This is a genomic window from Chitinophaga sedimenti, from assembly GCF_023156195.1.
Taxonomy (GTDB): Bacteria; Bacteroidota; Bacteroidia; order Chitinophagales; family Chitinophagaceae; genus Chitinophaga; species Chitinophaga sedimenti.
Genome location: NZ_JAKUKA010000001.1, coordinates 3,752,256 through 3,764,879, shown reverse-complemented (window position 1 = coordinate 3,764,879; position 12,624 = coordinate 3,752,256). Strand labels below are relative to the sequence as shown.

The 12,624-nt window shown below is 51.8% G+C and carries 11 protein-coding genes and 1 pseudogene; 7 read left to right on the top strand and 5 right to left on the bottom strand.

Annotated elements, in window-relative coordinates:
• Position 1 precedes the first annotated feature (1 nt).
• A pseudogene (locus MKQ70_RS43305) lies at positions 2-1,995 on the top strand (PKD domain-containing protein).
• A 42-nt stretch (positions 1,996-2,037) separates the two neighbouring features.
• Positions 2,038-4,683 carry a CHAT domain-containing protein gene (locus tag MKQ70_RS21475; RefSeq protein ID WP_248074261.1) on the top strand — a complete coding sequence of 882 codons (2,646 nt, stop codon included), beginning with the start codon at positions 2,038-2,040 and terminating at the stop codon, positions 4,681-4,683.
• Between the two features lie 253 nt (positions 4,684-4,936).
• On the opposite strand, the gene MKQ70_RS21470 is transcribed toward MKQ70_RS21475, so the two are convergent.
• A complete protein-coding gene (locus tag MKQ70_RS21470; protein ID WP_248074260.1) occupies positions 4,937-5,251 on the bottom strand; it encodes a hypothetical protein in 315 nt (104 codons plus the stop codon).
• 175 nt (positions 5,252-5,426) lie between these two features.
• Here MKQ70_RS21470 and MKQ70_RS21465 point away from each other — a divergent pair, with 175 nt between their 5' ends.
• From MKQ70_RS21465 to MKQ70_RS21445, 5 genes are read left to right on the top strand one after another with little or no spacing between them, the layout of a single operon-like run.
• The gene (locus tag MKQ70_RS21465) at positions 5,427-6,470 is read left to right on the top strand and encodes an HlyD family secretion protein (protein WP_248074259.1); all 1,044 of its coding nucleotides are present in this window, start codon (positions 5,427-5,429) and stop codon (positions 6,468-6,470) included.
• Positions 6,471-6,474: 4 nt separating this feature from the next.
• Positions 6,475-6,810, top strand: coding sequence for a hypothetical protein (locus MKQ70_RS21460; protein WP_248074258.1), 336 nt, complete (start codon positions 6,475-6,477; stop codon positions 6,808-6,810).
• Positions 6,750-8,054, top strand: a complete 1,305-nt coding sequence (locus MKQ70_RS21455) for a DHA2 family efflux MFS transporter permease subunit (RefSeq protein ID WP_248074257.1) — start codon at positions 6,750-6,752, stop codon at positions 8,052-8,054. The genes MKQ70_RS21460 and MKQ70_RS21455 overlap by 61 nt, the downstream gene beginning before the upstream one ends.
• Positions 8,055-8,079: 25 nt before the next feature.
• On the top strand, positions 8,080-9,093 hold the full coding sequence (locus MKQ70_RS21450) for a TolC family protein (protein WP_248074255.1): 1,014 nt from the start codon (positions 8,080-8,082) through the stop codon (positions 9,091-9,093).
• An 11-nt stretch (positions 9,094-9,104) separates the two neighbouring features.
• On the top strand, positions 9,105-9,368 hold the full coding sequence (locus tag MKQ70_RS21445) for a TolC family protein (RefSeq protein ID WP_248074254.1): 264 nt from the start codon (positions 9,105-9,107) through the stop codon (positions 9,366-9,368).
• Positions 9,369-9,500: 132 nt separating this feature from the next.
• On the opposite strand, the gene MKQ70_RS21440 is transcribed toward MKQ70_RS21445, so the two are convergent.
• The 4 genes from MKQ70_RS21440 to MKQ70_RS21425 all read right to left on the bottom strand — a co-directional run bounded on the left by MKQ70_RS21440 (position 9,501) and on the right by MKQ70_RS21425 (position 12,574).
• Complete coding sequence (locus MKQ70_RS21440; RefSeq protein WP_248074252.1) at positions 9,501-9,809, bottom strand: hypothetical protein; 309 nt, start codon at positions 9,807-9,809, stop codon at positions 9,501-9,503.
• Between the two features lie 248 nt (positions 9,810-10,057).
• Positions 10,058-11,230, bottom strand: coding sequence for a mannonate dehydratase (gene uxuA / locus MKQ70_RS21435; RefSeq protein ID WP_248074251.1), 1,173 nt, complete (start codon positions 11,228-11,230; stop codon positions 10,058-10,060).
• 100 nt (positions 11,231-11,330) lie between these two features.
• Positions 11,331-11,780 (bottom strand): MOFRL family protein, encoded by a 450-nt coding sequence (locus MKQ70_RS21430; protein ID WP_248074249.1) that lies wholly within the window; start codon positions 11,778-11,780, stop codon positions 11,331-11,333.
• Positions 11,723-12,574 carry a glycerate kinase type-2 family protein gene (locus MKQ70_RS21425; protein WP_248074248.1) on the bottom strand — a complete coding sequence of 284 codons (852 nt, stop codon included), beginning with the start codon at positions 12,572-12,574 and terminating at the stop codon, positions 11,723-11,725. The genes MKQ70_RS21430 and MKQ70_RS21425 overlap by 58 nt, the downstream gene beginning before the upstream one ends.
• Positions 12,575-12,624: the final 50 nt, after the last annotated feature.

Sequence of the window (12,624 nt, the reverse complement as noted above, 5' to 3'; positions counted from 1 at the left end):
TATGTCGTACCTCCGTATACTATCCCTCTTCATATCCTTGAGCTGCGTGCAGCAGGTGCGTGCGCAATTACCTTCGGATACGCTGCCCGCGAAAATTGACGTGGAACAGGTGGATAATAAAGCCAGTATGAAAGCAACACTGCGTCCTTTGAGGAAGATAGCAGGTGCGCCCGCGCCGTTTTATACCTATTACTGGGAGTTTGGCGATGGTACCTTCAGCTTTGAAAAAGATCCCATTCACTATTATAAAGATACCGGCGACTATCACCTGCGCCTGTGGGCCACGAATAACTATGATGACGGAAGGCCGCCGACCAGCAAACCCCGTCGGGTGAAGGTGAAAACCAAGGGCATGGTCGCCGATGCCGGTAATGGATCGGGCTTCTTTAAAAACGGCGGGGTAGTGGAAATGAAGATCAACCGCATGCCACGTCCGGGTGAAGATATGGTGGCTATCCTCGGATATCGTAATCCGCTGGAAAGTAAGGTGGCAAAAGCGAGCGGCTCGCTGCTGGTCTTTTATAATGAAAAGGAATTTAAGCGCGATAATTTTAAACTGGAAGATGCGCGTACCCATCACCGCGAGAAAAAGACCGGTATGGATTCGCTGTTAGCTATGTTGCCGGCGGCAGAACTGGAGCAGCAGGAAGTGTATGCCGTGAATGGCCCCGCAGCGAATATATTAGCCGATCCCGCACGCAAAACGGAATTTACAACCATGTTGTCGCAAACGCAGGCGCTGTTCCGGGAGCAGGCCGCCTGGCGTTTTGAGGAACTGGAGAAAGGGCAGGAGCAGTTTCTCTTCCTCACCTTACGCACTACGCCGGAAATGATTAAGGATACAAATGCAACGGTCACGATCAGCGCCATTTTTGTACCCGACGATATTGCGCTTCCCCGGAGAAATTCGATATGGAAATGCAGATCGTTGCTTCGCACGATCCTAACAGGATGCGCCTGCGCAACAAGCTGCTCAACTATCGCTTCATCAGAAAAAGTAAAGAGTTAACCTACAATGTGCAGTTCCAGAATACCGGTAAAGGGCCGGCGAAACGGGTGCAGGTGGGTATTACCGTGCCTTCACGGTTAAATTCCGAAACGATAGAGATCGTAGACTACTCGCCCAAATGTGTGATGTGCGATAGCGCGTATGAGGGACAGAGTTGCCTCGATACGATTATCCGCCGAGATAGTGTGTTCTTCGTATTCCGCAATATTTACCTGCCCGGCATGCAGCAGGAAGGCGTAAACGACGCGGATTCTACCAAAGGCTTTATCAGGTACCGTATCCGTTTTCAGAAAGAATTAAAAAAGCTGCCGTTTAAGAGTCAGGCCAGCATCATATTCGACCGCAATAAACCCGTGATCACCAACCGCTCGGTGGGCCGCTGGCTGCCGGGGATATCGCTTATCGGGATGGCCGGATATAGAATTGGTTACGCGAAGGATAGTGTGAGCCGGCAAACGAAGGATATGGTGCTCGGCGTCGCTGTTTCACAATACTCACCCTACCGGCCTTATTTTCAGCCGGAGATTTATTTTAATGTCCGGCAACAACAAACGATCCCCACCCGTTCGGATAACCGCCAGTACGATACGGTGGTGAACCAGCGCCGTTACGTGGCTACGGGCGATCGCTATTACACGGTTAAATCCGCCACATTGCTGGATGTAGTACCGCTACACCTCCGTTATAATCTGAACCGTTTTGTAGGCGTAGGCGCTGGTGCTTCCTGGAGCATAACGACCACTTCCAGTGAGTATGAGCGTAAGGTGGCCACCCTGCGTGAATCCGGGGTAAACGATCCCAAAACGGTGGAGGCACAATATGATGCGCCGGCGACGAAACGAAAGTTCGAAGCACATAACGGTGCGGCTTTCGCGGATATCAACCTCGGTTTGGCGCGGGTGGGACCGGCTTTTGGTGCGCGGTATTACTATTATTTCGAAGGCACGCACCAATACTTGTTCCTGTATGCTACATGGAGATTTTAGTTATCTTTAACCATTGCCGCCCGGCGGGTTAAAGATTAATACATGTATATCCGTCATCTGTTGTTGCTGCTTTGCTGCGTGTATGCTTTCCCGGTATCGGGGCAGGACAGCCTTGCCTTGCAACGACAGCTGGCAGACTTTCAACAACAGGATAACCTGGAAGAATGGCTTTACGCCCGTATGGATTACGCCGTAAAACAACCCGCTCAACGCCTGCCTTTCCTCATGGCCACGCAATCGGCCGCCTGGCGTACGCCGCGTAATCCCGACGAACGCCTCGCCTGGCTCGATCTGCATACTTACCAGGGGTATTATCAACTTTACACCGGCCACATCATTCCTTCTATACAGGCTTACGAAACCGCGTACCGTTACTATTATGACGATCCGCTGCCGGGCACGGACGTGGCCGAGTTTATCCTCATGCCGCTGGGTAATAATTACACCCGGTTAGGCGATTATGAACGTGCACAGTTCATTCATGATAAAAGCCTGCGCATTGCCCGTGAACGTAAAGACGATCGTGCTATCGCGGGCGCCTGTAGTAATATGGCCGTAGCCGCACAGATGCAGGAGCAGTACGAAGAGGCCAAACGTTACGCGCGGTCCGGCTTGCAAAGCGCTCCCGCGGGTAGCAGTATCGCAGGATTATTGCATGCCACACTGGCGGCCATCTTTCACGAAACACATCATGCCGATAGTGCGAAACAGCAGGTGCAGCAGGCCATCAAGGTATTAACGACCGCGCGTCCCGAGGAGAACACAAAGTATTGGTTAAGCTCCGCCTACCAGGTGTCGGGCGATATTGCAGATAGCGAACACCAGCCGCAGCAAGCGCTGGCAGCTTATCAAAAGGCGTTACAGGTATTGGACCGCGGCCGCAAACGGGAGCGTGCACGGTTGATGGTGAAGACGGGTAACAGTTACTTACAGTTGTCGCAGTTCGCGCCGGCGATGCGGCAATTCGACCAGGCGTTAGCCTTGTTACTGCCATCGTATGTAGCGGGCCAGTTACCCGATTCCGCCAGCCTGTATGGTGAGTTTATGTTGATAGATGGCCTGGAGGGCAAGGCCCGTGCGTTATTGCAACAGGGGCAAAAGGAGCAGGCGTTGCAATACATGCTGCGCACGTTTATGGTAGAACGAAGATTGAGAAGGGAGTTTTTCAGCCGCGCTACCCGGATGTTGCATCAACAACAAAGCCGCGGCCGTGCAGAAACGGCGATGGAGCTGGCGTTCGATTTGTACCGGCAAACACATGACAACGCATATGCCATGACTTTACTGGACATAGCTGAAATGACAAAGTCGCAAACGCTGATGGAGGAATTGTGGACAAATCTTCAATACAGCCGCCTGCAATCCAAAGATTCGCTGCTCGTGAGGCAACGGCAATTGCAGCAGGCGATAGCCTACTATGAGCGGGAAGCCGCGCTGGCCGGACGTAGCAGCAGTCCCGAGCAAAAAGAGGTCGCCTACGAGTTATCGCTCCTGCAGGATAAGATCAAAGTAAAATACCCGATGCTTTACCAACGTGCAAAGCGGCTGCCGCTGGCAGACTTGCCGGAAGGCACCGCAGTAAAGGAATTCTTCGCCGGTAACCGTTTTATCTTTATCATCGACTTTAATAATAAAGGCATTCAGCACCTGCAACGATTAGACAGCGGCGCGCGGGTGCAACAACAGGTAAAAGATTTCGTCACCACGTATTTCCGCAATGGCCCGCAGGCCATGGTGAATGCACCGGACCAGTATTACAAATCGGCCTATCAACTGTATCAACAACTTTGGCAGAAGCCGGTCGTGGCAAAGCGCTGCCTCGTAATCCCCGATGGCTGGTTGGGCTACCTGCCTTTCGACGCGCTGGTAACCGACAGGCACTACATTCCCAACGTATCGCGCTGGCCGTATTTGTTGCATCAAATACCGATCGGACTGGCTTACTCTTTAGAAACCTGGCAGCAGCAACAGCAGCAGCCGGATAGTGGTATGGCGGGCGTAACCGGTTATTTCATTGCGCGCGGCACGAAGAACGGGCCGCCCATTCCCGCGGTGGAAGAGGAGTTTAAGGCGGTGAGCAATGTGGCGAAAGGTGACTTCTTCCGCGAAAAGGAGGCCTCGCTGGCTAATTTCCGCAGTGGTTTTCCAAAAGCCGCGGTCCTGCACCTGGGTACCCACGCGGCGTTACAGGGCAACCTGCCATTGCTTGAGCTGGCAGACGGGCAATTCTTCCTTTTCGAGTTATATGGCGTTCAATTTCATCCGCGCCTGGTGGTGTTGAGCGCCTGCCGTACCGGCGATGGCATGTTGGCCGAGGGAGAGGGCATTATCAGCCTGGCCAGGGAGTTTGCCGCTTCCGGCGCAGGCGGTATTGTGGCCGGGCTCTGGAATGTGCACGATGAAGCCGGGGCGGCTATTACCGGCCGTTTCTATGAACGGCTCTCATCTTCCGAAAGCCCATTGCAGGCCCTGCACGATGCGAAGACCGACTGGCTGTTGCAGGATCATGGAAGTCAATTATTAAATCTTCCTTATTACTGGTCGGCACTCACCTATGCAGGGCATCATCATCCCGTGGTGATTTTACCGGCCCGGGGCCATCATACCAGGTTGTGGATCGAAGCGATCGCGTTATCGCTATTGGCAGGTGGGTTGTCGTGGTGGTTCATTTTCCGCAGGCGGGGGTAAAACATCCCCCTCCCGTACAACGCATGTACGGTGCATTTATCATAAAATAACGACAGGTTGAAGCAAAGGGCGGAATAACGGGAATGTTGTGTCAGTTATGGTTTCATATCCAGTCCGGTCAACAGTTTCGTCAGTATTTCCCGGAGTTTTTCTGCATTATCCTCACCGATGATTTCGGTATAGTTGGCCTGCACTTCCCACATGCATTCTGATGCGGCGATCGCCGTGTCTTTACCCCGGTCCGTGAGATAAATTACCGATGCCCTGTTGTCTGTTTCGTGCTTACGGGTGTAGATGTAACCCTCGTTCTCCAGGTTTTTACGACCTTACTCATAGCCTGCTTGGTAATCTTCGCCTTTTTAGCCAGCTCGTTGTTAATGGTGCCATCCAGCTGTACGTTCGCGAGGCAAACCATGTCGCCCATCTTAAAGTTCTCATAACCAAGCGAATGCAGGCGCTCCATGAGCTTGATCTCCATGTCCTTTTTTACCAGGCTCACCAGCTTAATCAGCGACTTGCTGCGCCGGGAAATCATTGCCTGTAACTTTTCATCGCGGGTTGATGCCATAATTCCTCCTTATCATTTGTCAATATACTATTTACCATTTGGCAGCGCAACATAAGAAGTGCCCTGTCCACCACAAAATTAAAATTAAATTAAAATATAGTCAACTAGTTTGTCCAATTGGTAAACTAGGTTTACTTTTGTGTTCTCAAAACACACACACAGAAATTTAAGCACAATGGAAACAGCAAACAATGCGACTCCCCGTAAAGGGAAATTGATCATGCGCATCGTATTTATCGGAATCCTGGTAGTTGGCGCGATTTACGGCGTTAAAACCTGGATGTACGCCAGGCACCACGAAACCACGGACAACGCCCAGATCGAAGGGCATGCTGCCCCTGTAATCGCCCGCGTGGCCGGTTACATCAAATCCCTGAATATCCGGGATTACGGTGCCGTTAAAAGAGGTGATACCCTGGTGGTAATTGACGACGAAGAGTATAAAATTGCGTTGCAACAAGCCCAGGCGGACTACGCACAGGCGGAAGCAGACCTCGAAACAGCGAAGGCATCCATGACCAACGCCAGCGCTACCCTGAAAATGTCGCAGACCAATGCGCAGGTAGCTTTAGTTAAGAAAGATAAATCTACCGCCGACCTCCGCCGTGACCAGGCCTTGTTTAACGACCAAGCCATCACCAACCGTCAGCTCGACGATACCAAAGCGAACTCCCTGACCAACGATAAAACGTACCAGGCTGCCCTGGACCAGATCGAACTGTCTAAGGCCGGCATTTCTGTAGCCGCCAGCAAAATCAAACAGGCGGAAGCTATCCTCGCCAGCAAAAAAGCGGCGGTGGACCAGGCGGCCCTCAAGCTGACCTATACCCACATCCTGGCTCCTGCCAATGGTAAAATCGGTAAAAAGCCGATCGAAGCAGGTCAGTTCGTACAGGCGGGTCAGAACCTGTTTACCGTGATCGATGGCAATGGTTTCTATGTAGTTGCCAACTTCAAGGAAACGCAAATCCCCAACATCCAGCTTGGCCAGGAAGCGGAGGTTGAAATCGACGGCTACCCCGACAAACTGATCGGTAAAGTAATGGAGATTTCCCAGGCTACCGGCGCTAAATTCTCACTGCTGCCTCCCGATAATGCGACCGGCAACTTCGTAAAGATCGTACAGCGCGTGCCTGTGAAGATCCTGCTCGAAGATGCAGACAAATATGCGGCTAAACTCCGCGCCGGTCTCAGTGTAGAAGTAGCTATAAAACATTAATAGTATGTCACTTAAACCCAAAGGTTTCAAAAAATGGATCATCGTTGCAACGGTGATATCAGCTACCATGCTGGAGCTGATAGACACTACGATTGTGAACGTGGCCCTTTCGCAGATCAGTGGTAACCTTGGGGCTACTATTGAAGATGCGTCCCGGATAGTGACCGCCTACGCAATTGCGAACGTGATCGTTATCCCGATGACAGGCTTCCTGGCCAGTTATTTCGGCCGGAAGAACTACTACTTTTTTCCATCATTATATTCACGGTATCCTCCTTCATGTGCGGTAATGCACACTCTCTCTGGGAACTTGTGGCATATCGCTTCATACAGGGCATAGGTGGTGGCGCCTTACTTTCTACGTCCCAGTCGATCCTCTTCGATACGTTCGAAGTCAGCGAAAGACCAACGGCTTCGGCCATTTTCGGGATGGGTGTAATTATCGGCCCTACCATCGGTCCCACTTTAGGTGGTTATATCGTGGAAAATTTCCACTGGTCGCTGATCTTCGATATCAACGTACCCGTGGGTATTATCGCCGCTTTCCTCGTGTTTAACTACATTGACAAGCAGCCACACGAATACAATATCGACCGGAAGGCCATCAAGATCGACTACATCGGCATTCTAACGCTTATGACCTGGGTGGGCTCTTTGCAGTACATCCTCGAGAAAGGGCAGTCGGAAGACTGGTTCCAGGCCAAACACATCGTGGTGTTAACAATCGTTACCTTCGTATCGTTTATCACCTTCCTGTGGTGGGAGTTAACAACGGATCACCCGGCCATTCACCTCAAGGTACTCAAGAACCGGACGCTGGCCATTACTACGGTACTCACGTTTGTGATGGGGATGGGTATTTACTGTTCGATGTTCGTATACCCGGTGTGGATGCAGCGTGTAATGGGCTATACCGCGGTGCTGACGGGCGAATCGTTGCTGCCGGGTGCATTGCTCGCAGCGGTAGCGATGCCGATCGTTGGTAAACAGATACAACGCGGTGTGCCGCCGAAATACCTGATCACCGCCGGTTTCATGATGTTCGCGATCTTCTGTTTCTGGATGTCTTCTGCCAGCTCCGAAGCCGGCGTGGCCTTCTTCTTCTGGCCGCTGATGCTGCGTGGTTTAGGCTCCGCTACATTAAGCGTACCGCTGACCAACCAGGCCGTATCCGGATTGAAGCCGCACGAAATGCCGCATGGTATCGCGATTAACAACATGCTCCGCCAGTTGGGCGGTGCGTTCGGTATCGCTTACATGAACACATACGTGGCCAATAACTTCGCACTTCACCGCGATCAGTTGCGCACATATGTAAATGCAGACAATCCAACGGCGATGGAACGCGTAAACCAGTACGCCAATGCTTTAATGGCCAAAGGCGTCAACGCCATCGACGCCATGAAAGCTGCCTGGGGTATGCTCAACAATACCGTTGAAAAACACGCGTACATTCTCACTTATCTCGATGCATTCAGGATTGTAGGCATTTTCTTCGTGTGCATCCTGCCCATCATGTTTTTTGTGAAAAAGAAAAGCGTGAGCGCGGCCGCCATGAAAGAAGCCGCAGAACATGCACACTAACAAGTGATCTTAAAGATTAAAACAAATGAAAAAGATATTTCTTTCCATATTGATGCTTGCCGGTACTGGCTTTGCCGCACTGCATGCGCAGCAAACGCCGGCAGATCTGCAACAGCTGGTGAACCAGTCGTTCGAGCATTACAAACAGATCAAGGCGCTGCAAACACAGCAACGTATTGCCGCCGATCAGACGGATCTTACTAAAACGCAACGCATGCCGCAGGTGCAAGGCAATGTGTCTTATACGCATCTGTATCCCGCTCCTAAACTGGATTTTGGCGGTGCTGCCTTTCAACCGTTCCCTTCTGAAAATGTGAATGCTAACATCAGCGGCCGTCAGTTGCTGCTCGATTTTGGTAAAAGCGGCAGTGAAATAGCCCGCTCACAGGCGCAGCAAAACCTGCTGAGCATGCAAACCGATGAAGCCAAAGAACAACTGGCTTACCAGGTGGCAGCGGTATACCTGAACATCGCTTACCTGCGCAATAACATCGATGTGCAGGACGCTAATATCAAACTGCTGGAAGAAACTGAAAAGATTGTACAGCAACGTTTGAAAAACGGCGACGCGATCGACCTTGAACTGCTGAACACCCAGGTGAAACTGGAGAACTACCGCAACCGTAAAATTGAGTACCGCAACCAGCTGGAACGCCAGGTAGCCAATTTGCAGTACCTCACCGGTGTGGCCGATCAGAGCGGTATTAAGGCCGATTTCAGCTGGCCCGCCACCCCGCAGCAGGTGATGGCCGACAGCACTACACTGAGCGAGAATGCCGCTATTAAAACGTCGCTGGAAAAAGAAAGGGTAGCAGAAATGGAACTGAAATCCGTAAAACGTGATTTCACCCCTTCACTGTACCTGGACGCTGGTACCGGCGTTAAAAATGGTTTCCTGCCGGATGTGAACACGCCGAAATGGAACTATAATGCTGGTGTAAGCCTCGCCATTCCTATCTATAATGGCAAACGCAACAAACTCCGGAAAGCATCGCCTCCAAACAACTGGAAGCCGCCAAATGGAATACCGCCGGCGTAAAAGATAATGTGATGAAGGAAGTGGCTCAACAAAACTCCGACATCCAGACCAGCCGCGAAAAACTGCAGACAGCAGACGTGTTGCTCCGTCAGGCTGACAGGGCCGTGCAACTGGCGCAGTCCCGCTACAAAAACGGGGTGATCACTTACCTCGACCTGCAGAATGCGCAAACTTCCCTACTGGAAGCCCAATTGTCTAAAATCCAATATCAATATCAGCTGTCGATCTCTAGCTTGGAGTTGTTACATCTGAACGGCAATCAATTCTGGAAATAGGTTGTTTTGTTTTCGTAGTGTGTTTTATGGCCCCGGCTTTTTTAGCCGGGGCTTCTTCTTTTTTGGCCAACAGCGGTTGCTTCCCCCGGCTGCCGTTGGTCACTCACTTCAGCCTAAATCCCATCGGGCAAACTATTTATACTCCGCCGCCTCTTTCTTATAAAACTCCTTCAACATGGCTCGGTACAACGACCGGCCCGGCGGTACCTTCAACCTCATTTGCGCCTCATAGCGCTTCTGCAAATCGGCGTAGCGTTCCTTCACCACTTCGTTGGCCACTTTAAACAAATCTTCATTGTCTTCCTGCTTTTCCGTAGCCGGCTTTACGCGCGGTCCCACCTTTTTGGAGACCACTGCCTTGCCATTGTAGTTTTTCACCGTAAGCTGGTCGGCAATAGAACCGGAGAGTCCCAGCAACAATACATTCGTGGATATAGCCATAGTATATGAAAGGTTTTTTGATGGTTTAAGCATACTACGTTTATCCTTCGTTGATTGTTCGTTAATCGTTCGTTAATGATAGGTTCGTGTACCTAAGTTGAGCCTAGCTTGAACCTAGGATGAACCTAGGATGAACGAAGAATGGTCTAAAGATGCTTACGCGAGGTCTTGTCCTGGGTCGCTGCCGGTTAAATAAAAAAGAAAGGCTGACCATCAACTGGTCAGCCTTTCTTTTTATGCGGTATTCTTTACTTCGATAAGTTGCGTACAATGCCCAGTTCCAGGCCGCGTAATTCTGCCAGTCCGCGCAAACGGCCGATGGCGCTGTAGCCAGGGTTGGTCTTTTTGTGCAGGTCGTCCAGCATCTGGTGGCCATGGTCCGGGCGCATCGGGATGGATACGGCGCGGCGTTGCATGGTTTGTACGATGGCTTTTATCACGGCATACATGTCCACATCGCCTTCGAGGTGGTTGGCTTCGTAAAAGTTGCCCAGCGCATCGCGTTTGGTGGAGCGCAGGTGGATAAAGTGGATGTGATCACCCAGGCGTTCTACCATACCCGGCAGGTCGTTATCGGGCCGTACGCCGTAGGAACCGGTGCAGAAACACAGGCCGTTGGCGGGCGATATGATCGTTGCCAGTAACTCGCGCGCATCCTGTTCGGTGCTTACCACGCGGGGCAGGCCCAGGATCGGGAAGGGAGGATCGTCCGGATGGATCGCCAGTTTAACGCCCACTTCTTCCGCTACCGGCACAATCTGTTGCAGGAAGTAAAAGAGGTGCAGTTTCAACTTGATGGCGTCAATGTCTTTATATTTATCGAGCGCCTGCTGGAATTCCTGGAGCGTAAAGCTTTCTTCGGAACCCGGTAAGCCGGCGATGATATTGCGTTGCAGTTTGGTTTTGTCCTCGTCCGTCATACTGTCGAACAGTTCTTTGGCGCGGGAAATTTCCTCTTCGGGATAATCATTTTCCGCACCCGGCCTTTGTAACATGAACAGGTCGAAAGCCATGAAGGCGGCCTTATCGAACCGCAGCGCTTTGGAACCATCTTCCACCTCGTAGGCGAGGTCGGTGCGCGTCCAGTCCAATACGGGCATAAAGTTGTACGTAACAGTATAAATGCCGCAGGCCGCGAGGTTGCGGATGCTCTGCTGGTAAGTTTTAATGTGTTCTTTAAAACGACCGGTCTGGGTTTTAATTTCCTCGTGTACCGGAATGCTTTCCACTACCGACCAGGTAAGCCCGGCGGCTTCAATCTCGTCCTTACGTTTGGTTATTTCTTCTTTCGTCCATACGGTTCCGTTAGGGATATGGTGCAGCGCGGTCACGATACCAGTCGCTCCCGCCTGTCTTATATCTGCGAGGCTTACGGGATCGTTGGGGCCGAACCAGCGCCAGGTTTGTTCCATTCTCAACATGCTAAAAAACAGTTTAACGCTTTAAAAAAGGCTTTAAACCCCAAAAATAGGATCAAAACTGATAATACCAAGGTCTTGCCCCGAAAAAGCAGGAAACCGGTCATCTGTCTGTGATCAGCGCCAGCATGATATCCATCACGTTCGTTTGCGTAGGACCGGTGCGTATAAGCCCTTTTGTACCGTCGAAAAAGGTGTAGGCGTCGTTGTTGGATAATGCCTCCCGGGCATTTTTACCCATCGCTGCGGCTTCGTTCATAATTTCCATGTTCACCATTGCGCCCGCTGCATCGGTGGGACCGTCTGTGCCATCGGTACCGCCGGAAAGAATCGTAATGTTCGGCTGTCGCAGTTTTAGCCCCGCCTGTAACGCGAATTGCTGATTCCGGCCACCTTTGCCCGTACCTTTTACAATAACGGTACTTTCGCCGCCCATTAACAAACAGGCGGGTAGTGGGCCATTGTACTCCATGGCCGTTCGCAACAGCTCGCTACTTAACGTTTCTGTACTTCCGGTAGCCGCGGCGGTGAGGATATGGGCATGATAGCCCATGGCTTCCGCTTTTGTTGCGCTGCTTGCAGTGCCAAGTCATTTGAGCCGGCTAACAGGTGTTCCACGTTGGTGAAGATGGGATCACCGGGTTTCGGTGTTTCGTGTAAAGGCAGCTGTAGTAGCCCATATTGCTGCGCAATGTGCTGCGCATCGGCCAGGGTAGAGGTATCCGGCGCCGCCGGCCCGGAGGCGATTACGTCCAACCGGTCGCCCACCACATCCGATAATACGATCACATATAACCGCGCCGGGTACACGATGTGGGCCAGTCCGCCGCCCTTGATGCGCGACAGGTGTTTACGAATCGTATTGATCTCCTGTATATCCGCACCGCTTTTAATCAACTGATCGGAGATATCCCGCAGCTGATGCAGATCCATATTATCCGGGAGGTCGGTCACCAAAGCCGATGCGCCACCGGATAACAGGCAGATGACCACATCTTCCTGCTGCAGGTTTTGCAACATGGATTGCAATGCCTCCGCGGCTTCCACACTGTGCTCATCCGGCAGGGGGTGGCCGGCTTCTATCAGGCGGCAATACTGTAACGGCAGACCATGTTCGTGTTTGGTGATTGCCAGTCCGGCAGTGAGGTGCGGGCCGATCACGCGCTCTGTTTCCAATGCCATGGCAGCGGCGGCTTTACCGGCGGCTGCGAGGAACAGGCGGCCTTTCAGCGGCACAGGTTTATTATTGATGAATAAGCCGTTTCGCCATTGGATGTATTGCGGTATGATCCGTTGCGGTTGAACGGCTGCGATGGCGGCGTGGAAGATGGCGATGGCGTGGTGCATGGTTAAAGGTAAAAAGAATATGTTAGCCTGAATGCCATGTATACACCTCC

Bases quoted from the DNA above. Each gene is read 5' to 3' on its own strand.
- MKQ70_RS21460 (WP_248074258.1), top strand. From the start codon at position 6,475: ATGTCACTTAAACCCAAAGGTTTCAAAAAATGGATCATCGTTGCAACG.
- MKQ70_RS21425 (WP_248074248.1), bottom strand. From the start codon at position 12,574: ATGCACCACGCCATCGCCATCTTCCACGCCGCCATCGCAGCCGTTCAA.
- MKQ70_RS21475 (WP_248074261.1), top strand. From the start codon at position 2,038: ATGTATATCCGTCATCTGTTGTTGCTGCTTTGCTGCGTGTATGCTTTC.
- MKQ70_RS21450 (WP_248074255.1), top strand. From the start codon at position 8,080: ATGAAAAAGATATTTCTTTCCATATTGATGCTTGCCGGTACTGGCTTT.
- MKQ70_RS21440 (WP_248074252.1), bottom strand. From the start codon at position 9,809: ATGGCTATATCCACGAATGTATTGTTGCTGGGACTCTCCGGTTCTATT.
- MKQ70_RS21430 (WP_248074249.1), bottom strand. From the start codon at position 11,780: ATGGGCTATCATGCCCATATCCTCACCGCCGCGGCTACCGGAAGTACA.
- MKQ70_RS21465 (WP_248074259.1), top strand. From the start codon at position 5,427: ATGGAAACAGCAAACAATGCGACTCCCCGTAAAGGGAAATTGATCATG.
- MKQ70_RS21455 (WP_248074257.1), top strand. From the start codon at position 6,750: ATGTGCGGTAATGCACACTCTCTCTGGGAACTTGTGGCATATCGCTTC.
- MKQ70_RS21470 (WP_248074260.1), bottom strand. From the start codon at position 5,251: ATGGCATCAACCCGCGATGAAAAGTTACAGGCAATGATTTCCCGGCGC.
- uxuA (WP_248074251.1), bottom strand. From the start codon at position 11,230: ATGTTGAGAATGGAACAAACCTGGCGCTGGTTCGGCCCCAACGATCCC.
- MKQ70_RS21445 (WP_248074254.1), top strand. From the start codon at position 9,105: ATGAAGGAAGTGGCTCAACAAAACTCCGACATCCAGACCAGCCGCGAA.